The 20806-nt window shown below is 62.4% G+C and carries 18 protein-coding genes; 6 read left to right on the plus strand and 12 right to left on the minus strand.

All coding sequences use genetic code 11. The annotated features are described in order from the left end of the window. Positions 1-34 precede the first annotated feature (34 nt). The 3 genes from SB765_RS17135 to SB765_RS17145 are packed head-to-tail and all read right to left on the minus strand — an operon-like array spanning position 35 to position 5658. The gene (locus SB765_RS17135; protein WP_410911252.1) at positions 35-3181 is read right to left on the minus strand and encodes an efflux RND transporter permease subunit; all 3147 of its coding nucleotides are present in this window, start codon (positions 3179-3181) and stop codon (positions 35-37) included. Between the two features lie 16 nt (positions 3182-3197). Then, entirely contained in the window at positions 3198-4412 is a 1215-nt protein-coding gene (locus SB765_RS17140) for an efflux RND transporter periplasmic adaptor subunit (protein ID WP_341798207.1), read from the minus strand. Further along, entirely contained in the window at positions 4405-5658 is a 1254-nt protein-coding gene (locus tag SB765_RS17145; protein ID WP_410931658.1) for a TolC family protein, read from the minus strand. Before SB765_RS17145 ends, SB765_RS17140 begins: the two co-directional genes overlap by 8 nt. A gap of 327 nt (positions 5659-5985) precedes the next feature. Here SB765_RS17145 and aroQ point away from each other — a divergent pair, with 327 nt between their 5' ends. Both aroQ and SB765_RS17155 read left to right on the plus strand, forming a co-directional pair. Next, complete coding sequence (gene aroQ / locus SB765_RS17150) at positions 5986-6435, plus strand: type II 3-dehydroquinate dehydratase (RefSeq protein WP_410931659.1); 450 nt, start codon at positions 5986-5988, stop codon at positions 6433-6435. Beyond that, positions 6432-7280 carry a shikimate dehydrogenase gene (locus tag SB765_RS17155; protein ID WP_041167787.1) on the plus strand — a complete coding sequence of 283 codons (849 nt, stop codon included), beginning with the start codon at positions 6432-6434 and terminating at the stop codon, positions 7278-7280. The genes aroQ and SB765_RS17155 overlap by 4 nt, the downstream gene beginning before the upstream one ends. Before the next feature lie 60 nt (positions 7281-7340). Here SB765_RS17155 and SB765_RS17160 read toward each other — a convergent pair whose 3' ends face one another. The 4 genes from SB765_RS17160 to SB765_RS17175 form a co-directional block, all read right to left on the minus strand. After that, on the minus strand, positions 7341-7856 hold the full coding sequence (locus tag SB765_RS17160) for a redoxin domain-containing protein (RefSeq protein ID WP_410931701.1): 516 nt from the start codon (positions 7854-7856) through the stop codon (positions 7341-7343). A 10-nt stretch (positions 7857-7866) separates the two neighbouring features. Continuing rightward, on the minus strand, positions 7867-8142 hold the full coding sequence (locus tag SB765_RS17165; protein WP_063427068.1) for a DUF2790 domain-containing protein: 276 nt from the start codon (positions 8140-8142) through the stop codon (positions 7867-7869). Between the two features lie 944 nt (positions 8143-9086). Beyond that, positions 9087-9320 (minus strand): hypothetical protein, encoded by a 234-nt coding sequence (locus tag SB765_RS17170; RefSeq protein WP_081238160.1) that lies wholly within the window; start codon positions 9318-9320, stop codon positions 9087-9089. Between the two features lie 71 nt (positions 9321-9391). Next, complete coding sequence (locus SB765_RS17175; RefSeq protein WP_353455055.1) at positions 9392-9565, minus strand: hypothetical protein; 174 nt, start codon at positions 9563-9565, stop codon at positions 9392-9394. Positions 9566-9840: 275 nt separating this feature from the next. On the opposite strand from SB765_RS17175, the gene SB765_RS17180 reads away from it, so the two are divergent. The 4 genes from SB765_RS17180 to SB765_RS17195 all read left to right on the plus strand — a co-directional run bounded on the left by SB765_RS17180 (position 9841) and on the right by SB765_RS17195 (position 13154). Further along, positions 9841-10581 carry a response regulator gene (locus tag SB765_RS17180; RefSeq protein WP_016500464.1) on the plus strand — a complete coding sequence of 247 codons (741 nt, stop codon included), beginning with the start codon at positions 9841-9843 and terminating at the stop codon, positions 10579-10581. Then, positions 10578-11864 (plus strand): sensor histidine kinase, encoded by a 1287-nt coding sequence (locus tag SB765_RS17185; protein WP_063427071.1) that lies wholly within the window; start codon positions 10578-10580, stop codon positions 11862-11864. Before SB765_RS17180 ends, SB765_RS17185 begins: the two co-directional genes overlap by 4 nt. Before the next feature lie 169 nt (positions 11865-12033). Continuing rightward, positions 12034-12651: a ferric reductase-like transmembrane domain-containing protein gene (locus SB765_RS17190; RefSeq protein ID WP_174371138.1), complete on the plus strand. Its 618-nt coding sequence runs from the start codon at positions 12034-12036 to the stop codon at positions 12649-12651. A gap of 14 nt (positions 12652-12665) precedes the next feature. Further along, positions 12666-13154, plus strand: a complete 489-nt coding sequence (locus tag SB765_RS17195; RefSeq protein ID WP_410931660.1) for a DoxX family protein — start codon at positions 12666-12668, stop codon at positions 13152-13154. Between the two features lie 34 nt (positions 13155-13188). On the opposite strand, the gene SB765_RS17200 is transcribed toward SB765_RS17195, so the two are convergent. From SB765_RS17200 to SB765_RS17220, 5 genes are all read right to left on the minus strand, one after another. Further along, entirely contained in the window at positions 13189-13884 is a 696-nt protein-coding gene (locus SB765_RS17200; RefSeq protein WP_410931661.1) for a DUF2063 domain-containing protein, read from the minus strand. Next, on the minus strand, positions 13877-14710 hold the full coding sequence (locus SB765_RS17205) for a DUF692 domain-containing protein (RefSeq protein ID WP_410931662.1): 834 nt from the start codon (positions 14708-14710) through the stop codon (positions 13877-13879). The genes SB765_RS17200 and SB765_RS17205 overlap by 8 nt, the downstream gene beginning before the upstream one ends. Before the next feature lie 74 nt (positions 14711-14784). Next, a complete protein-coding gene (locus SB765_RS17210; protein WP_341798201.1) occupies positions 14785-15276 on the minus strand; it encodes an EF-hand domain-containing protein in 492 nt (163 codons plus the stop codon). 174 nt (positions 15277-15450) lie between these two features. Next, entirely contained in the window at positions 15451-16011 is a 561-nt protein-coding gene (locus SB765_RS17215) for a DUF4174 domain-containing protein (protein ID WP_410911258.1), read from the minus strand. A gap of 227 nt (positions 16012-16238) precedes the next feature. Then, on the minus strand, positions 16239-20732 hold the full coding sequence (locus tag SB765_RS17220) for an NEL-type E3 ubiquitin ligase domain-containing protein (protein ID WP_410911332.1): 4494 nt from the start codon (positions 20730-20732) through the stop codon (positions 16239-16241). Positions 20733-20806: the final 74 nt, after the last annotated feature.

Below are 20806 nucleotides of genomic sequence, written 5' to 3' on the forward strand. Positions count from 1 at the left end.
TGCCGCGAAAGGGCCGCAAAGCGGCCCCGAGTTATCAGCCCTCCTGCGCCTCTTCGCGCCGGTACGCCCACTGATACAACGCCGGCAACACCAGCAACGTCAACGCGGTAGAAGACAAGATCCCGCCAATCACCACCGTCGCCAACGGCCGCTGCACCTCAGCCCCGGTCCCCGTCGCCAACGCCATCGGAATGAACCCCAGCGAAGCCACCAGCGCCGTCATCAGCACCGGCCGCAAGCGCGTCAGCGCGCCCTCCTCCACCGCCACCCGCAACGGGCGCCCTTCTTCGCGCAGGCTACGGATAAAGGCGATCATCACCAGCCCGTTCAGCACCGCCACCCCCGACAAGGCAATGAACCCCACGCCCGCTGAAATGGACAACGGAATATCCCGCAGCCACAGCGCCAGCACCCCGCCAGTCAGGGCAAACGGAATCCCGGTGAACACCAGCAGGCCGTCCCTGAGGTTGTTGAACATCATCAGCAGCAGTGCCATGACCAGCAGCAAGGCCACCGGCACCACCACCTGCAGGCGTTCGGTTGCCGATTGCAGCTGTTCGAACTGGCCACCCCAGCGCGTCCAGTAACCCGGCGGAATCTGCACCTGCTGGATCAGAGTCTGCTCGGCATCCTCCACGAACGAGCCCAGGTCACGCCCCCGTACGTTGGCACTGACCACCACCACCCGCTTGCCATCCTCGCGGCTGACCTGGTTAGGCCCCAGTTGCAGGTTCAACGTGGCCACCTGCGACAGCGGGATAAAGCCGATTTGCGCAGCGCCCACTGCAGCACTGGCCGGTACCGGAATCAGCAGGCTGGAAAGCCCGCCCACATCCGTGCGCAAGGTTTCCGGCAAGCGCACCACCATGTCGAAGCGCCGGTCACCTTCATACAGCGTGCCCGCGGTGCGGCCACCCACGGCAATGGCGATGGCGTCCTGCACGTCGCCCACGTTCAGGCCATGGCGAGCCGCCTTGTCGCGGTCGATGTCGATGGTCAGCACCGGCAGGCCGCTGGTCTGCTCGACCTTCACCTCGGACGCACCCGCTACCCCCTGCAGGCTGCTGGCGATCTGCGCGGCGGTGCGGTTGAGCACATCCATGTCATCACCGAACAACTTCACCGCCACATCGCTGCGCACCCCGGAAATCAGCTCGTTGAAGCGCAACTGTATCGGCTGCGACAGCTCGTAGTTGCTGCCCGGCACGCTGGCGGCAGCACGTTGTACCTCGGCGATCAGTTCGTCACGCGGCTTGCCGGGGTCTACCCACTGCTCGCGCGGGCGCAACATCACATAGGCGTCGGAGATGTTCGGTGGCATCGGGTCGGAGGCGATCTCGGCAGTACCGGTACGGGCGAACACCCGCTCCACTTCCGGCACCTGGGCGATGATCGCCTGCTCCAGGCGCTGCTGCATGTCGACCGACTGCGACAGGCTGGTACCCGGTACGCGCAGGGCCTGCAAGGCAAAGTCGCCCTCGCTGAGGCTGGGGATGAACTCGCTGCCCATGCGGCTGGCCATGACCCCGGACAGCACCACCAAGCTAGCCGCGGCGGCAAACGCCAGCTTGCGCCGGCCCAGCACCCACGCCAGCACCGGGGCATAGCGCTGACGCGCCGTGCGCATCACCAGGCCTTCCTCCTCCTTGACCTTGCCGGTGACGAACAGGGCGATGGCCGCCGGCACGAACGTGACCGAAAGGATCATGGCGCCGAGCAGGGCCATGACCACGGTAAAGGCCATGGGGTGGAACATCTTGCCCTCGACCCCGGTCAGGGCAAAGATCGGCAGGTACACCACCATGATGATCAACTGCCCGTAGATCAGTGGCCGACGCGCCTCGCGGGCGGCGGCGAACACTTCATGGAAGCGCTCGCTGCGGGTCAGCATGCGGCCGTGGCGTTGCTGTGCATGGGCCAGGCGGCGGATGGCGTTTTCCACGATAACCACGGCGCCGTCGACGATGATGCCAAAGTCCAGTGCCCCCAGGCTCATCAGGTTGGCGCTGACCTTGTTGCTGAACATGCCGGTGAAGGTGAACAGCATCGACAGCGGGATGACCATGGCGGTGATCAGTGCGGCGCGGATGTTGCCCAGGAACAGGAACAGCACGGCGATGACCAGAATCGCGCCTTCGATCAGGTTCTTCTTCACCGTGGCGATGGCTTTTTCCACCAGGTTGGTGCGGTCATACACGGTCACCGCTACCACACCCTTGGGCAGGTTGCGGTTGATCTCGACCAGTTTGGCGGCAACGGCCTGGGACACTGTGCGGCTGTTCTCGCCAACCAGCATGAATACCGTGCCCAGCACCACTTCCCGACCGTTTTCGGTGGCCGCGCCTGAGCGCAGCTCTTCGCCCAGGCCAACCTCGGCCACATGGCTGACGCGAATCGGCGTGCCATCAACACTGGAAATGACGATATTGGCGATGTCTTCGGCCGAGGTCACCTGGCCCGGTGCCCGGATCAGCAACTGCTCGCCATTGCGTTCGATGTAACCGGCGCCAACGTTACCGTTGTTACGCTCCAGGGCCGCGATCAGGTCGTTGAGGGTGAGCTTGTAGGCCGCCAGCCGCTTGGGCTCCGGTGCAATCAGGTACTGCTTGGCATGGCCACCGATGCTGTTCACCTCGGCCACCCCCGGCACATTGCGCAACTGCGGCTTGATGATCCAGTCCTGGATCACCCGCAGGTCGGTCAGGGTGTACGGGGTGCCATCCTCCTTGAGTGCGCCCTGTTCGGCCTCCACGGTCCACAGGAAGATTTCGCCCAGCCCGGTGGAGATCGGCCCCATGCCCGCTTCTATGCCTTCGGGCAATTGCTCACGGGCCACTTGCAGGCGCTCGTTGACCAACTGGCGGGCGAAGAACAGGTCGGTGCCGTCATCGAAAATCACCGTGACCTGCGACAGGCCCGAACGCGACAGCGAGCGGGTCTGCTTCAGCCCTGGCAGGCCGGCCATGGCGGTCTCGATGGCGAAGGTGATGCGCTGCTCGGTCTCCAGCGGCGAGTAGCCGGGCGCGGCGGTGTTGATCTGCACCTGGACGTTGGTGATGTCCGGCACAGCGTCGATCGGCAGTTTCTGGTAGCTGTGGATACCCACCGCGGCCATCAGGACAACGGCCAGCATCACCACCAGGCGCTGCTCGATGGCAAATTGGATCAGGCGTTCGAACATGCAGGTGTCCCCGTGATCAATGGCTATGCTCGGCCGAGCCCTTGCCCAGTTCCGACTTGAGGACAAAGCTGCCGGCGGCGGCCACCTGGGTACCGGCCGCCAGGCCGCTGGTAATTTCCACATGGCCGGCGTCGCGGCGGCCGGCCTTCACCGGGCGGGCTTCGAAGCCTTCCTCGGTGCGGGCAAACACAACAGTCTGTTCTTCCCAGCTTTGCAGGGCGCTCTCCGGCACCACAACGGCGGCATTGAAGCGCTCGACGCTGACCGCGATATTGACGAACAGCCCGGGGCGCCAGGCGCCGTTGGGGTTGGCCAGGGTGGCGCGGACCGTGGCGGCGCGGTTCTGCTCGCCGAGCAGGCTGCCGACGTAGTTGACCTTGCCTTCGACCTGAGCGCCCAGGTCCGGCGCGCTGACCGTGACATTGCGGCCGGTCACCACCTTGTCCAGGTCACGCGGGGCCACGGCGAAGGTGGCCCAGACCCGGCTCAGGTCAGACAAGGTAAAAGCGTTGCTGGTCTCGTCGACCACCTCGCCCACAGTCAGGTGCTTTTCCACCACGACTGCATCGAACGGTGCGCGCAGCTCATAGCGGTTGCCAGCGCCGGCCGGGCCTACGGCGGCGACCTTCTGCCGGGCGTTGGCCAAGGCAATCTCGGCCTCCTGCAGTACCTGGCGCGCCTGCAGGTAATCCTGCTCGGCGCTGATGCGTTCCTGCCACAGCTGCTGTTCGCGCTGGAAGGTCAGGCGCGCCAGCTCAAGGCGGCGCTGGGCGGCCTGTTGCTCGCTGCGCAGGTCGGAAATCTGCTGGCTGGCGATTACCGCCAGTACCTGGCCGCGCTTCACCGCCTGGCCCAGTTCGGCTTGCACCGCCTCGACCACGCCGGGTACACGCGGCACCACGTGAGCAGTGCGGTCTTCGTCGAAGCGGATTTCCCCCGGGAAGCTGAAGGCGGTGCCCAACTCACGAGGGCCGGCGGCAGCCAGCTGCACGCCGGCGGCCTCGATCTGGGCGATGGACAGGTGCAACTGGCCCTCTTCTTCGCCGTGCCCTTCCTCGGCATGGCCTTCGGCCGCCTTCTCGGAACCATGGCCGTGGCTGTCTTCGCCATGGTCGTCGTGCCGGGCCTGCGCATTCGACGCCTGGCCGAGGTTGCCGGTCCAAGCCAGCCCGCCCAGGCCGAGCGCGGCGATGGCGGCGACCAGAAGGGCTACTTTGCGTGGGTTAGTCATTGTTGCTCCTGCTGTTCAAGGGGGTGCTCAGGTCATCGAGGTCGCCATAGATCCGCTCGACCTGCGCCCGCGCGTCGGTCGCCGCAGCCAAAGCTTCCAGGTACAGCCCGCGGGCCTCGATCAGCGTGCGCTGGGCGTCGAGTACATCGAGGAACGCGAACTTGCCCATTTCAAAACCACGGGTGGCGGTGTCCACGGCCTGTTGCGCAGAGGGCAGGATGGTGCGGTCGTAGGCATCCACCTCCTGCATCGCCGTGTGCCACTGGCTGACGGCGCTGCGGGTTTCGCTACGCAGGCGCAGCTCCACGGCGTTACGCAAGTCACGCGCCTGGTCGGCACGGCGTGCAGCCGCCAGCACGTTGCCCTGGTTGCGGTCGAACAGTGGCAATGGCATGGACAGGCCAACTACATTCACGCGCTCGCGGTCCTCGCGGCTGTACTGGCTACCGAGGCTGACGGTGAGGTCGGGAATACGCTGAGCTTTTTCCGACCCCAGCGACGCGTCTCCGCGCTCGACCTGGGCAGCAGCCAGACGCCATTCGACCGTTTGCTCGACACGGTCGAGCAAGGCGTCGGCACTGGGCGCCATGCCAGGCGAAAGGTTGGCGGCCTGCAACGGGTCGAAGCTTGCCAACGGGCTACCGGTCAGGCGTGCCAGAGCCTGGTAGGCCACACTGCGCTGGGTCTGCGCGCGGCGCACTTCAGCCTGGGCCTGGGCCAGTTGCACCTGGGCACGGGTTGCCTCCACGGGCGAGGACTGGCCAGCGGTCACCCGCCCCTGCACCACGCGCAGCCCGCGCTCGGTCAATGCCTGTGATTGCTGCGCCAGCTCCAGCGCAGTCTGCGCGCGCAAGGCGGCGTGAAACGCCTGCACCACATCGGCACGCAGGCCATTGCGCTGGCGCTCCAGGCCAAGCTGGGCAATGGCCTGGCCGGTACCGGCCACGGCAATACGTGCGCCGCGCTTGCCGCCCAGTTCCAGCGGCTGGCTGAGGGTGACGGTGGTGGTGCTGGTGTCGCGGCGGGTGTCCTCGACCTCCCAGGAGAGCTCTGGGTTGGGGATCAACCCGGCCTGACGCCGCTCGCCGTCGGCAATGCCGATTTCCCGGCCGGCTGCGGCCAGCTCCGGGTTTTGCGCAAAGGCGGCGGCGAGCGCCTGGGGCAGGCTCAGGCTCTGACTGGCCTGGGCGCTGCTGGCACTGGCCAGCACCAGACAGAGCAAGGCGATCTTGCGGGGGATGGGCACGAACAGATTCCTCGTCGACGCGTGTAGGCGAAGCACTGTAGGAAGCCGTGGTTATCGAGGTGGTGGCGGGAAAATTACAATTCTGTAATCCAGCTGCATTTCTCTTTGCAGGAGCAGCCTTGTGCTGCGAAGAGGCCGGCAATGCCACAGCAGATGTAATGGCATTGCCGGCCTCTTCGCAGCACAAGGCTGCTCCTACAGGGGTATGTACATGCTGAGGGTTCGATAATCGCCCACTTTCCGGGCGCAGCGTTTTAGTGCAATTGACTAAACTAACCAGGCGGTACAAAACTAGATGCATCCAACAACAACAAAGCGATGCTCGTCATGAAGCCCCTTATTCTCGTGCTCAACGGCCCCAACCTGAACATGCTGGGTACCCGCGAGCCTGCCCAATACGGCCGCGAAACCCTTGTTGACCTGGCCCAGAGTTGTGCCGATACTGCCCATGCCAACGGCCTGGAAATCGAATTCCGCCAAACCAACCACGAAGGCGAACTGATCGACTGGATCCACGCCGCCCGCGGCCGTTGTGCCGGTATCGTGATCAACCCCGGCGCCTGGACCCACACCTCGGTGGCCATCCGCGACGCCTTGGTGGCCAGCGAAGTGCCAGTCATCGAAGTGCACTTGTCCAACGTGCACAAGCGCGAGCCGTTCCGCCACCTCTCATTCGTATCGTCCATCGCCGTCGGCGTGATCTGCGGTCTGGGCAGCCATGGCTACCGCATGGCCCTCAGCCACTTTGCCGAAATGTTCCAGGAGCGCACGGCATGAGCCAGCACGCCATCCTCGCCGGCCTGATCGGCCGCGGCATCCAGTTGTCGCGTACCCCTGCCTTGCACGAACACGAAGGTGACGCCCAGGCCCTGCGCTACCTGTACCGGCTGATTGATGCCGACCAGCTGCAACTGGAGGACAGCGCCCTGCCCGGCCTGCTCGACGCCGCGCAACACACAGGCTTCACCGGGCTGAACATCACCTACCCGTTCAAGCAGTCGATCCTGCCACTGCTCGACGAACTGTCGGACGAAGCCCGTGGCATCGGCGCGGTGAATACCGTGGTGCTGAAGGACGGCAAACGCGTTGGCCATAACACCGACTGCCTGGGCTTTGCCGAAGGCTTGCGCCGCGGCCTGCCCGACGTGGCTCGACGCCAGGTGGTACAGATGGGTGCCGGTGGCGCCGGTTCGGCCGTGGCCCACGCCCTGCTGGGTGAAGGGGTCGAGCAATTGGTGCTGTTCGAAGTGGATGCGGCCCGCGCGCAGGCCTTGGTAGACAACCTGAATGGCCATTTCGGCGCTGGCCGTGCCGTGCTCGGCACCGACCTGGCCGCAGCCGTGGCCGAGGCGGACGGGCTGGTCAACACCACGCCGGTCGGCATGGCCAAGCTGCCAGGCACACCGCTGCCGGTCGAGCTGCTGCATGCGGGATTATGGGTTGCGGAAATCATCTACTTCCCGCTGGAGACCGAACTGCTGCGTGCGGCTCGGGCTTTGGGTTGCCGCACGCTGGATGGCAGCAACATGGCGGTGTTCCAGGCGGTAAAGGCGTTCGAGCTGTTCAGCGGGCGCCAGGCGGATGCGGCGCGGATGCAGGCGCACTTTGCCAGTTTCACCTGATAGAAAAGTGTTGGCTTCTTCGCGGCGGTTCGACGCCTCGAAGAGGCCGGTACAGGCGAATCACCCGCGCTCATCCAGCAACGCCTGTATCACTTGTTCCTGCCCGCCATAATCCCCCTCGCCAAAGTGCACATGGCGCACCTGCCCCTTACGGTCGACAAAGTAATGCGCCGGCCAGAACTGGTTGCCCCAGGCATTCCACACCTTATGGTCGTTGTCCACCGCCACCGGGTAACCGATACCCAGCCCTACCACCTTGTTTCGCAGGGTGCCCACATCGTGCTCGTAGTCGTACTCCGGCGTATGCACGCCCACCACCACCAGCCCCTGCTCGGCATAACGCCGCGCCCAGTCGTTCACATGAGGCAGGCTGCGCTGGCAGTTGATGCAGTCCCAGGTCCAGAAGTCCACCAGCACCACCTTACCCTTGAGCGCTGGCCCATCCAGCGGGGACGAATTGATCCACTCGCTGGCCCCCGACAGCGACGGCATGGCGCCGTAGCTGTCACGGGCCATCAGGTGCCTCGCCAACCCCAGCCCCGTCAGCGCCAGGGCAATACCACCCACCTTCAGCATCAGGCGGCGATCAATTCTCATGGCAACCACCGGTGGCATAGGTGCGGTACTGCACGCTCTGCTGATGGCCGTTGGAGTCGAGGTAGTCCATACGGGTGTTCACCAGGCCGCAGGCGTTGCTCTGGTCGTCCTGCACCGACAGCACTTTCTTCACATCCAGGTGTTCACCGTAGCGGTACTGCATGGCACCGGCCTCGCCCATGGGTGCGGTGGCGGCCTGGGCCGCAATGGTGCCAAAGCTGAGCACGGCGAACAGGCTGGCGCTGGCGAAAGTCTTGAAGTTCATGGCATCTCTCCTGTGAAACGCTTGGCAGTGGGGCGTATTGTTCCCCGGTCGAGAGCCATTTGACGCCTGCCAAGTATCCCGTCTGTGTCACTCAACCCCGGGATGTGCGTCCGCCTGTAGCTGCATCCTTTTCGGAAAACATCGCAAAATCATGGAAAACCCTTCGCAAGCAGGTAGTTATAAAAAAGAAGGCGCCCATGAAGGGCGCCCCGGCTGTACAAACAGATACAATAGATTAAATTAGTTACAACCTAACGCTTGTGATCACTCACAGGTTCAACTTTATCGTGACGGCTGTATAACTCAGCCCTCGATGCACGTTCTGTCAGCGGTCCTCTGTTTTCACCTTTACTGGAACGCTGAGTGGATTTATTGTCGCCATCACCCGAGCAACTACCGCTTTGAACGGTTTGCTTATCTTTCATAAAAACCTCGATAGAGCCACCTGTTTCAATGGCTCATATTGTTCTTCAAGATGTGGAACGCTGGAAAAAAGCATGCTTTGTCATGCGATCTATCAGCACAGGGCTAGTGCAGCCAGGCGCGTCTCCACGGGGTATCCGGGCCGTCCGAATGGCGGCTGAATCTCGGTGCATTCGAGGCCAATAGCTTTGCTGCAGGCACTGGCTCGACCTCAGTAACAGGGTCAGGATCGATGTAATTTTCCCGATCATCAGTTGGAGACTGAACAAGCCGATCATTGCGCAACAGTTGGCGATCCTGATCAATTTCCGGATCACTCTCCGGCGAGCCCTGCCCTGTCTGGTTTTTACCGTACATAAGCACCTCTCATAGGCCCAGATATTCTGAGCTTACTGAGTATGCGCCCTGCCTGAAAACAAGAAGCAGGTATCAGACCACCGGACACAATCTATAAGCCGCGCTTCATGAACAGGAAAATAACAACGATATTCTTTGCGCACTGTTGCAGTATTTAAAGCGCTTCATGATCCAAGCTCGTCGGCCTGGCGGGTATCGCCACGCGCTCGTGAGGCCTTCAACAGGAGTGTAAAACTGCCGGTGAGTTGATGACGAAGCTCTTTGGGCATGACAAAAGCGAAATGCACCAGCCATGACCCGTCTCCCAGCAAAAAGCTCTCCCGTCGGTATTGGGTCACTTGTTGTTCAGAAATACCTATGCAAACGGCAATTACGCAGTCGCTCGGCTCTTCGCTCACGGGCGTGCCCCTTCAAAAATCGGTATTGAAGCGCTCGAATGGTGGTCGATTCAGGCAGCAAAGGCAGGCCATCAAGGCTTGGCTGTACGTTCCTTGCCCCACTGAGCTTTGGCTACGCCATACGGGGTACCGGTGACACCGCTGGCTACGTGCTGGATATGGCCGCCATGCTGGAGGAACGTTTCGATTTGCTCGCAAAGGCGTTCGTGGGCTCTTTGGGCTGTGCCGGGGTATGTCTGATGCATGGAGGCTACTCGGTAATGAGCCACTGAAATACAGTTACCCGAACGATCATTGTACGCTCTGTAGTGCTATCAGGCTCGGAACCCGCCGCGTACCCGGCTTTTATCGGCCAGGCGGTCAATGGCCAGCACTGGGCTGGCTGGCCGCGGGCCGCTTCAACCAGCCCCCGGGCACGGTTCGGCTTCCCTGCCAGATACACTGCAATACAAACCCCCGCAGGCAAGCGCAAACGCGCCGGGTACACTGCGCCAACCCCACTCGAACAGGAACGCTGCGCATGGAACACGTCGATCACATCCTGATCGTCGACGACGACCGCGAAATCCGCGAACTGGTCGGCAACTACCTCAAGAAGAACGGCCTGCGCACCAGCATCGTCGCCGACGGCCGGCAGATGCGCGCCTTTCTCGAAGCCAACAGCGTCGACCTGATCGTGCTCGACATCATGATGCCTGGCGACGACGGCCTGCTGCTGTGCCGCGAATTGCGCGCCGGCAAGCACCGCAACACCCCCGTGTTGATGCTGACGGCCCGCAACGATGAAACCGACCGCATCATCGGCCTGGAAATGGGCGCCGACGATTACCTGACCAAGCCGTTCTCTGCCCGCGAACTGCTGGCCCGTATCAATGCCGTGCTGCGCCGCACGCGCATGCTGCCACCCAACCTCACCATCAGCGAAAGCAGCCGCCTGCTGCGCTTCGGCCAATGGCGGCTGGACACCACCGCGCGCCACCTGCTCGACAACGACGGCACCCTGGTGGCCCTGAGCGGCGCCGAGTACCGCCTGTTGCGGGTGTTCCTTGACCACCCGCAGCGGGTGCTCAGCCGCGAACAGTTGCTCAACCTGACACAAGGCCGCGAGGCCGACCTCTTTGACCGCTCCATCGACCTGCTGGTCAGCCGCCTGCGCCAGCGCCTGGGCGACGACGCCCGCGAGCCCAGCTGCATCAAGACCGTGCGCAGCGAGGGCTACGTGTTTTCGCTGCCGGTGCAATTGCTCGAGTCCCCCTCATGAAATGGCCGCGCACCCTGGCCTCGCGTCTGGCGATGATCTTTTTCACCGGCCTGGTGTTGGCTTATGGTCTGTCGTTCGGCCTGCAGGCCTACGAGCGCTATATCAGCAGCCGCTCGATGATGCTCAGCAACCTCGAACAGGACGTGGCGACTTCGGTTGCCATCCTTGATCGCCTGCCTGCAGCCGAGCGTGCCGCCTGGCTGCCACGCCTGGAACGGCGCACCTACCGCTATCGCCTCGACCAGGGCCTGGCAGGCGAAGCGATGGCCAGCAGTGACCCACCGATGGCCGCCGCGTCAATCGTCAAGGCCATTGGCAGCGACTACCGCCTGACCTTCCAGGAAATTCCGGGGCCCAATGCGCACTTCCAGGCGCACCTGAACCTGGCCGACGGCGCGCCACTGACCATCGATGTGACACCCGCACCGGTCCCGGTAGCCCGTTGGTTGCCCGTGGTGCTGCTGATTCAGCTGGCTGTGCTGATGCTGTGTACCTGGCTGGCGGTACACCTGGCCATCGGCCCGCTCACCCGACTGGCCCAGGCAGTGGACAACCTCGACCCGGACCAACCCGGCGTGCAACTGGATGAAAGCGGGCCACGTGAGGTGCGTTACGCTGCCGTGGCCTTCAACGCCCTGCAGGCGCGCATTGCTGCCCACCTCAAGGAACGCATGCAGTTGCTGGCAGCCATCTCCCACGACCTGCAAACACCGATCACTCGCATGAAGTTGCGGGTCGAAGTGATGGATGAGGGGGTCGAAAAGGACAAGTTCGGAAGCGACCTGGATGAAATGGAACACCTGGTGCGCGAAGGCGTGGCTTACGCCCGCAGCATGGACAGCAGCACCGAAGCGACCTGCCGGGTCAACCTTGATGCATTTCTCGACAGCCTAGTATTCGACTACCAGGACAGCGGCGCCCAGGTTGAACGCCACGGCAGCAGCGGTGCCCTGCTGGAGACCCGCCCGCATGCGCTGCGCCGGGTACTGGTGAACCTGGTCGACAACGCCCTGAAGTTTGCAGGTGCTGCCGAGCTGCAAGTATCACGCGAGGGCAGTACCACCATAATCCGCGTGCTCGACAACGGGCCGGGGATACCCGGTGACGAGCTCGATGACGTGCTCAAGCCGTTCTACCGGGTGGAAGGTTCACGCAATCGCAGCACGGGTGGCACCGGCCTGGGACTGGCCATTGCCCACCAGCTGATCCAGGCCATGGGGGGCCGGCTGACCCTGAGCAACCGTGAACAGGGCGGATTGTGCGCGCAGATAGAACTCTCCTGAAGTGCATCTGCGATCGTTGGCAGGAACGGCCTTGGATCTGGGTCGGGCCGTTCCTGTAAAACGCGAGGTCGCCTCTACAAACAGATACACAACTGCATCCCCCTGACACACTGCAGATACCCCGCCTCGACACACTCCCGGTCACACAACCACACCCTGGGAGTCCCTGATGAAAGCCCTCACTTTACCCTCCGGCTGGAAGCTGTTCGCCGTCCTCGCCGGCCTGACCTTGGCGATGACCGCCGTAGTCCTGGCCAGCCAACCTGACCCGGACGGCTTGCGAAGTGCCATTCGTGCCACCGCACGTAGCTCGTTCGCACTGTTTCTGCTGGCGTTCCTGGCCTCGTCGCTGGTGACCTTGCTGCCTGGCACCTCAAGCCGCCGCATCCTTCAGGAGCGACGCTACCTGGGGTTGGCATTCGCGTTCTCCCACACCGTGCACGGCGTGCTGATTTATCGCTACGCCCAGCAATTCCCCGAGCTGTTCTGGGCCGGCCGCACATTTACCTCCAGCCTGCCCGGCACATTCGGCTACCTGTTCCTGATGCTGCTCACCGCCACCTCGTTCAAGGCCCCGATGCGGCTGTTGGGCCGCCGTGCCTGGCAAGCGCTGCACAGCAGCGGCATGTGGGTACTGGCTGCCGTGTTCTGCCTGTCGTTCTACAAACGCATCCCCATGGGGGGGTGGTACCCGCTAGCGTTCGCCCTGATGTTCAGCGCCATCGCCGTCAAGCTCACCGCCAAAGTGGCCCGTAAACAACGCCGCAGCACCCGCGCCCTTGCCTGAAGAGAGAACCGCAAATGACGACCTTGACCCGTACCCTGAGCACCGTTGATCGCCTCGGTAGCTGGAGTGCCGACGTGCCATTACGGGTATTTCTGGCGTGGGAGTTTTTCGAGTCCGGCCTGGAGAAATTCAACGGCAGCAACTGGTTCGCCGACCTGCAGTCCAGCTTCCCGTTCCCCTTCAACCTGCTGCCCACGGAGCTGAACTGGCAGCTGTCGATGTGGGCCGAGTTGGTGCTGCCGTTGCTGCTGCTGTTGGGCCTGGGTACCCGGCTGGCATCGTTGGGTTTGATGGTGGTAACCGTTGTAGCGATAGCGGCAGTGCACTGGCCGGCGCATTGGTCGGGCCTGGCGGAGCTGGCCCAAGGCTATGCCATTACCGACCAGGGCTTCGGCAATTACAAGTTGCCATTGATCTACCTGGTGGCGTTGCTACCCCTGCTGCTCAAGGGCGCCGGGCGCCTTAGCCTCGATCATTGGCTTGGCATGCGGTTCGGCAGATGAGGGTCGGGGGCTGCTGCGCAGCCCCCCAATGCCTTCAAACTGTTCCGACAATGACGCCCTGCTCGCGCAATGCCTCCAACAATACCAACCCTTGCTGCACATCCCCGCCCAATGCCTGCAGCCGCGCTCTTCCAGTCCCCTGCTCCACCAACAACCGGTACGCCATAGGTGCCAACCGGGCAAAACGCACCTGCAACCGGGCATCGCGATAAACCAGCAGCAAGCTCGGCGATGCTGGGGCAGCCGTTGGCTGGTAGTCCATGCCAATGCTTTCCACCGGCCAACGATAGGCCAGCACCCGCGCCACACAAGACAACAACGGCTCTCCAGCCAGCAGGTCACCTCCCGGGTCATGCGCCGGGTCCTCGGCATCGCTCAGGTACAGTTGCGCCTCGACCCACTCATAGTGCGCCAGCTCCAGTTGCCAAGGGGTGTCCAGCGCCACACGTTGCAAGTAGTCGACGAACGTCTCGGCAATTTCGGTAAACAATGGCGTCTGGCAACGGTAACTGGCGTAGAAGTCACGTACTCGGGCGTGCCAGCGCTGCTCGCCCAACACCTGGCGCATGACCGGGAAGCTGCCAGCCAGCAACCCTTCGATGGCACCATAGAACAATTCACGGTAAACCTTCAGGCGCCGGGCCTCGACGCCGGGCGGCGGGGCATGGCGCTGTGGGTCGCGCAGGTGACGGGCCAGGGCATACTGCTGCGTACGCAGGGTCTCATTCATCTGCTTGCCCTCCGGCAGCGCATTGCACAGCACGCATACGCGCCGTCTCGGCCAACAGTTCGGCCAAGGGCGGGTAGTTGAAATCACGTTCAAGCACCGTCGGCTTTACGCCAAAGCGCACGCAAGCGCTTGCGTACAGGGCCCAGACATCCTCCTTCACGGCTGCCCCGTGGGTATCCACTTTGAGGTCCGGCGCTTCATCGTAATGCCCGGCAACGTGCATCCCGGTCACTCGCGCCGGGGGCAAGCCTGCAAGGAATTGCTGGGCGTCGTAGCCATGGTTGCAGGCGTTGACATAAACATTGTTGACGTCCAGCAGCAGGTCACAATCCGCTTCTTCGAGCACCGCCCGGATGAAGTCGAGTTCGCTCATCGCCTGATACGGCGCGGCGTAGTAGCTGATGTTCTCCACGGCAATGCGCCGCTCCAGCTGCTCCTGAGCCTGACGTATGCGCGCGGCCACATGGTGTACGGCTTCCTCGGTGAACGGGATGGGCATCAGGTCGTACAGGTGCCCGTCATCACTGCAGTAGCTTAGGTGCTCGCTGTACAGCCGCACCTGGTACCGATCGAGAAACTGCCGGGTCTGCTCAAGGAAATGGCGGTCCAGCGGCTCACTGCCACCCAGCGATAAAGACAACCCATGACAGGTGACAGCAAAGCGCTCCGCCAACTGGGCCAAGCCCTTGCCATAGGCACCGCCCACGGCAATCCAGTTTTCCGGCGCACACTCCAGAAAGTCCACTGCACCCGCCTCCATGGCCAGCAGTTCCGGCAACAGGCCACGACGCAAGCCTAACCCGATGTTCAACATTGCAGGAAACATAAAAGTTCTCCAACCAGCACAACGCCCCACCTGGCCAGCAGGAGGAGCGTTGTGGCGTTTCATGGGGTAGAAAGTCAGGGCTTGCCGGTCAGGTGGCTGAACAACCCATCAGGCATGGCTTTGCCATTGGCCTGATAAATCGCCTTGAGGTGATCCGCCGCTTCCTGCTCGGAGATGAAGCCGTCATGGTTGCGGTCGATCGCGTCAAACTCACGGGCACGATCCTTGGCCACCGCCAGAAACTCATCGCGCGAGACCTTGCCATCGTGATTGCTGTCGGTTTTGGCGAACGAGGCGTCACCGCACTTGCCTTCACCACACTTGCCCTCAGCCCCGGCCTTGGCGCCGGCGCCGCATTTACCCTCACCGCACTTGCCTTCGCTTTGGGAAGCCTTGCCGCTCCCCCCGCACTTGCCTTCACCACACTTGCCCTCGCCGGCAACTTTGGCCGAGGCCAGTTGGTAACCTTGAGCCAGCGGCTCGACGGCGAACGCACTGTTGCTCATTGCCATGCTGCCGATCAGGGCGGCGCCGAGCAGGCCGAGGGTGTTTTTTGCTTGAGTCATGATGCAGCTCCACTGGGGTTGGAAAGTGGAGCCATTAGGCCGTTGCGGTTTGTCGTGGATGTATCGTGCCAGGCGCACTTTTGTATGGCAGTAGGTCTGCAGCACAGGCAGATACAGTGCGATACACACCACCCGGCAACGGGCCCCAAGGTGCCTTGGAGCCCTGAGGCGTGATCAGTCTTCCAGCGGTTTGGGCGGGGCCGCTGGCTTGGCGGGCTTGGCAGGCTTGGCCGACTTGCTGTCCTTGTCCTTGGCTTGCGGGGCCGCCGCTACGGGCTCGGGCGCCGCCACCGCCTTTTCGCTGGCAGGCAGTTCATCGACCGCTTTGAGGATCACCTGTGGGTCGATGGCCTCGCCGGTGTCGTCGTCCTTGAGCATGTGCCGCTCACCGTCCTTGCCCACCAGAATCACCTTGGTCCCCTTGCTCGCACCCAGCTTCAGTTCCCGAATCAGGGCCATTGTCGTCTGCTGCTCGAGGTTCTTGTCCTCTCGCTTGCCCATCATGTTGGCGACGCTGTACAGGACAAGATTGCGCTCCTTGAACGCAGCCTGGGTGGCCGGGTCCTCAAGCGCCTTGTTCAGCCCTCGCAACGTTGGGTCGGCACTGCTGGGAGCGATAACCACCAATGGTCTGGCCTTGCCCAGTTCCTTGGCTAGAGGCGCATCACTGTCTGCGGCAAACAGGGGGCCGGCAACAGCAAGCAAGGTTGCGAGGGTCAGTGACCGGACAAGCATGCGTATCTCCTTATTGTCTCGATATACCAATGACTACAGATCACGGAGAAAAATCCGACAGGGAGCCTAAACCACTTCATTCCAGAACGGGGTGTGCAAAAGTAACTGTCGATTTCCGAGCCACCTGAAGCCAAGACTACGGCGCTGGTACAAACCACTGTCAGCACGATTGAGCATAGCCCAAAGCCGCTTTGGCAGGGCCAGGCAGCCCTTGATCTGAGCGCTGGTCAACGCACATCGATCGCTGGCCCCATGGGTGCAACTTCCATCGCGTGAATCGTCATATCCAGCATCAGCCCTCTGCGTGCAGCGCGCTGAGCATCACGAATGGCATCCGCCTGGTCGATCATGGCCCCTTCGGTCAGCGCTTCGTCGTCAAGCACGGTTTCAAGCTGCCTTCTGAACGGCAGGTCGACCGCCGCGAATCGCTCAGGATGGGAACGCTCCAGGTGCGCCTGCCAGAATTCACGGTCAACCATGGAGCGGGCAATCTCTTCCGGCGTTTCTGCATCCCGCACCACAGCCTCTGCCTCTGCAAGGTCCGCCTCCAGGACGCCCGAGATCGCAAGAAAGCTCATTTCGCCCACCTGCAATGGCAGGTCGAGACGCTCCCTCAGCCCGATCCTGAAAGCCAACCCCACCTCGCTTCCTTCCAGTGTCCTGCCATGCTGTAACGCCCATCGGGTAGCGAACATGTCGACTGCATCCTGGCGCCATAAACGTCTGCCCAGGTCTAGCAAAGCGCGCTCGCTTTCTCCCTGAGCCGCGTGCTCAACCTGCCAAACCAGCAAATTCAGTTCAAGGTTGCTCAAGCACCAGGTTGCACCATCCTGGCACCCCCACTCATCATTGGCCACTGAAAGCAAGTTCTGCCGCAACTCCGGCGTAATGGCCATCGCTTGCAATACCGCCATTACCCGATTGCCCATTGCACGCGCATTGACACGAAAATCTTCGGACAGCAACAACTGGCGAAGCACACGGAAAAAACGCTCGGCGTCCTGCCCTGAATCCAGCGAGTCCCAGGCAGCAAGCATCAAGCCGCGATGCTCCGGGGCCACTGCATCCCCCCATATTTCACGCGCATGACTCATCCGTAGCTGCACTTGCTCCTCGTCGAGGTCAGGACCATTACTATTCAACGCAGCCTGCAAGCGTAACGTCTGGGCTTCGCCGAGGGGGTTCGCATTCAGACGAAATCGCCGCCGATGCCACACAGGCAACTGGTAGAAACCCTCTGGAACGAGCCGGATCCGGTTATCCCGCAGGTCAACGGACAGCAATTGAGTGTTGTCGAACACGCCCAGTGGAAATTGTGAGATCTGTGTGTCGCGCAAGTTCAGCCAACGCAATTCAGCCAAACCCGCCAGCATGAACCTGCTGCCCAAGGGGTTATGGGACAGGTCGAGTGACTGCAGGCCGGCGCAACTGGCCAGTGTGGCGGTTTGTGTAATGTTCAGGACGATACGGTTGTTGGTCAGGCTCAGATGCCGCAGCTGCTCTATCTGCAGCAAAGGTTGCGGAAGACGCGTCAGAAGATTCCCTCCCAGGTCGAGGGTTTGCAGATTAGGGAAAGCCAGCAGGAAGCTGCTTGGCACCTCCAGTAGGTCAAGGTGCAACAGAGACAGGCTGGTAACGCCCCTGAAGCTGACCTGCACGGGAATGTTGGGCAAGCCGCCCGGCCTGAAATTACAGAACATGACGTGGAGGTTTTCCTGGGCATTGATTTGCAGTTCCCCCACACCCACCGACCGCCTCCAGCAATTGAACAACGTCTGGCGCAACGCTTCGCGATCATCCATGACATCGCCCCGCCCTCGTGCCACCCAGGTATTCATGGTCCTGCGAAGCATCGCGAACTCATTGTGAAGGCTAGTCAGTACTTCTTCCAGTTGGTGCCCTGAACGCCTGGCGTCATCGGCGAAGGTTTCGACCTGTTGATCACTCAACCACGGGAAGAGCTCGCGCAACGTTGCCCTCAGGGCACTCCCCCTGGATGCAAAGCCACCCACTCCACCACCACCCAGTGGGTAGCCAATACGTCCATCGGCCAAGCGCATCGGCCCTCGAACAGCACCCGGGCGTACCGCGCCAAGCAAACGACTGATCTCATCACGATGGCGTACCGCTTCGCGCCCCAGTATCACCCTGAGGTTGTGCGAGAATGGATCACCGATCCCCATCGCCTCCCGTTGTACATCGGTATAGGCTGGCGCCATGACGTCGAACAACTCACCTGCCTCACCACACGCCCTGCCGTGGCTGTCATGCAGCTGAAAGGAACCCTCCAGGTGCACCAGGTCGAACGCCCCCTGCCCTTGCTCGGTCTTCGCCAGCATCGGCCCGCCCAGCCAACCTTCGTACACCCGCCAGCACACCCCTCGCTCGCCCCCAGGCAGATACCGCAACAAGCCCACGGCTACCCGTGCCAGGTCTGCATGCTGCGGCGTATCAAGGTACAGCGCTTCAAATAACCGAGCCTGCCGGGTAACCAGCAAACTGCCCCTCGCCGCCTCGGCAAGCCCCAGTGCAACCCTGCCGCTGGATAGCAACCGTGTGCGGTCAACGCTGGTGGCAGCCTGTACCAATGCTTGCGCACCGCGCACGCTCAGCCCAGGGAAGACCCGGCGCAACGCTGCGCTGCCAGGGGTGTCGCTGGGCTGCAAGGCTTCGAAAAGGTGCTGCAGCAGTGTTCGGCGCTGCGTCCATGCCAGCGCGGCCAGGGCCTGATCTGTCAGGCCACTCGCGCCTGGCAAGCGCCGAGCATGATCGAGCACTGTTGCATCTTCTACCGGCTCGCCGCTGCGCAAACGGCCAATCATGCTGCGGATGCGTTGGTCAAGCCTGACCCGCTCCACACTGTCAATCATCCCGGGGCTCGGTGCCTGGGCGTGTACATGCAAGCCCCGCACGTCGTCGCCATCAAGGCCATGGAACAGTAGAACCTGATCGATCTGTTCGTCATTCAGCCCATTGAAGGGTTCACCCAAACGCCGGAACATGCGGTATTTGTCGGTCCACCGAGCCGGTTGCTCGCTCCACAACCGCCAGGCACCTGCGCCATTGTGGCGCAGCAACGGCCCGTGGCCGTCGACCGGATGCAACTGCCATTGATCATCACCCGCCTCTGCCACGCGATAGTGATGCCCGTCCATTTCGATCCAGGCCTGCCCGTCCTGACGCCGAATACCCAAGGCATCCCGGCTTGAGGCCGCAACGGGGGCCTGGCTTTGAAACGGGGTCAAGTCGTGTTGCCAGAGTTTCTCAGTGCCGTCCTCCAGCCGAGCCGGCACCATGGCATCGACCTGTGCAGAGCGAGCCCAAATCCGTCGAGCCACACCCACCCCGGCTACCGTGGTCGCCACGACGGCAAGGTCTGTAGCCACATGGGTCAAATGGTCGAGCGCCTCCTGGCGAGCGCCTTCATGCCAAGCCTCGACGCCATGGTAGACCTCACGCAGTAGTTCGCAGGCCGTCACGGCCAGCAGCGCCAGGCCGAGCCCAGGCAGAAAGAAACTGGCCAGGTTGAGCAGCGCCCACCCTTCGGCTTCAAGGCGTAGGTCATGCTGGCGCTGAACCTCACGATCCAGTCTGGCCACAGGAACTGCGATCATCGCCGCATCGTCCTTGATCTGGTGGATGCGTGCTTGTGCCAGGCTTATGAACAACGGATGCGGGTAGGCCTGCAAACGCGGTTCGAGATCGCGAAAGGCCCAGTCCGCCAAGTCATCGAAGAGCTCCGCGACCTGGGCGAAAAACGCCTGGCTATCACGCCGCAGCACGAAGCGGCTGAAGAAACGCTGATAGGCCTTGTCTCGCAAGCGACGGCCCAGGTGGCGGTTCAGTTTGTCGATGCTCTCGAACACGCTCCAAGGCGAACCAGGGTCCCCAGGTACGTATAGAAACACCCGACGCGTAGTGTCGAACAGCACACCCTGCTCAACCACGACGAACACTGTCACCTGCTCGATCTTGCAACCCAGCAACTTCAGCTGCATGGCCTGGACAAGGTCCCCCGCCAGACGCAGCAGCTTCCCCTTCTCGCACACAGCCACCATCAAACCGAGCTCGCTGTCATCCAGCGTTCCTTCCTGCCGGGCCTTGTAGGCGTCCACCAGCATGCTGTAGCGCATGGCATCCACAAGCCGGGACACCACGTACTCGCCACTGCCAGCGGGCTTGAGGATGGCATCCAGATGACGTTGATAGCGCTCACCCAGGTCCAGCTCACGACACAGTCCGGCAAATTCGATGCTCGTAGGGGGTTTGACCGTACCGTGGCGTGGAAGCAGCAGCCGGTTACCGCGTGGCTGACCACCTTCCTGCGCCTGCGCGGCCGTGAAGTTGCGCAATGCCACTTCGAGCAGCGGCTTTTCTTCATACACCACGTCAGTCAGGTGCGCGCCTACCGGCTGACTGTTGATCACAGGCTCCCGGCGGCCCTCCAGAAACCTGAGCAAGTACGGGTTACGGCCAAGCCCGTAACGCTCGTCGAGGGCCTTTCCCAAGGCTGATGCGACGAAACTGTCGAGGCCCTCGATACCTCGCAGCACGGCATTCACTTGCTCACGGCAGCGAAGACTGTTTGCCAATGCCTTGCCGATCTCTGGCAGTTGCTCAGCCGGTGCATGACGCAACCAGGGTGGCAGGCGCCTGCCGATGATGCCGTCCTGGAAAGCATCGATGGCGGCCTGCGCATCTGACGGCACAGTGGTGTCCATGGCTAGGGGCCTCTTCATGAAAAGAAGCCAGACTAAGTCGCCTGCTCCCCGCCAGGCGCTATATAACTAATGCC

It is taken from the genome of Pseudomonas sp. SIMBA_067, assembly GCF_046534675.1.
Classification (GTDB): Bacteria; Pseudomonadota; Gammaproteobacteria; order Pseudomonadales; family Pseudomonadaceae; genus Aquipseudomonas; species Aquipseudomonas putida.

Coding starts and splice junctions, on each gene's coding strand:
- SB765_RS17135 (WP_410911252.1), bottom strand. CDS start 3,181: ATGTTCGAACGCCTGATCCAATTTGCCATCGAGCAGCGCCTGGTGGTG.
- SB765_RS17140 (WP_341798207.1), bottom strand. CDS start 4,412: ATGACTAACCCACGCAAAGTAGCCCTTCTGGTCGCCGCCATCGCCGCG.
- aroQ (WP_410931659.1), top strand. CDS start 5,986: ATGAAGCCCCTTATTCTCGTGCTCAACGGCCCCAACCTGAACATGCTG.
- SB765_RS17155 (WP_041167787.1), top strand. CDS start 6,432: ATGAGCCAGCACGCCATCCTCGCCGGCCTGATCGGCCGCGGCATCCAG.
- SB765_RS17160 (WP_410931701.1), bottom strand. CDS start 7,856: ATGCTGAAGGTGGGTGGTATTGCCCTGGCGCTGACGGGGCTGGGGTTG.
- SB765_RS17165 (WP_063427068.1), bottom strand. CDS start 8,142: ATGAACTTCAAGACTTTCGCCAGCGCCAGCCTGTTCGCCGTGCTCAGC.
- SB765_RS17175 (WP_353455055.1), bottom strand. CDS start 9,565: ATGCATCAGACATACCCCGGCACAGCCCAAAGAGCCCACGAACGCCTT.
- SB765_RS17180 (WP_016500464.1), top strand. CDS start 9,841: ATGGAACACGTCGATCACATCCTGATCGTCGACGACGACCGCGAAATC.
- SB765_RS17185 (WP_063427071.1), top strand. CDS start 10,578: ATGAAATGGCCGCGCACCCTGGCCTCGCGTCTGGCGATGATCTTTTTC.
- SB765_RS17190 (WP_174371138.1), top strand. CDS start 12,034: ATGAAAGCCCTCACTTTACCCTCCGGCTGGAAGCTGTTCGCCGTCCTC.
- SB765_RS17195 (WP_410931660.1), top strand. CDS start 12,666: ATGACGACCTTGACCCGTACCCTGAGCACCGTTGATCGCCTCGGTAGC.
- SB765_RS17200 (WP_410931661.1), bottom strand. CDS start 13,884: ATGAATGAGACCCTGCGTACGCAGCAGTATGCCCTGGCCCGTCACCTG.
- SB765_RS17205 (WP_410931662.1), bottom strand. CDS start 14,710: ATGTTTCCTGCAATGTTGAACATCGGGTTAGGCTTGCGTCGTGGCCTG.
- SB765_RS17210 (WP_341798201.1), bottom strand. CDS start 15,276: ATGACTCAAGCAAAAAACACCCTCGGCCTGCTCGGCGCCGCCCTGATC.
- SB765_RS17215 (WP_410911258.1), bottom strand. CDS start 16,011: ATGCTTGTCCGGTCACTGACCCTCGCAACCTTGCTTGCTGTTGCCGGC.
- SB765_RS17220 (WP_410911332.1), bottom strand. CDS start 20,732: ATGGACACCACTGTGCCGTCAGATGCGCAGGCCGCCATCGATGCTTTC.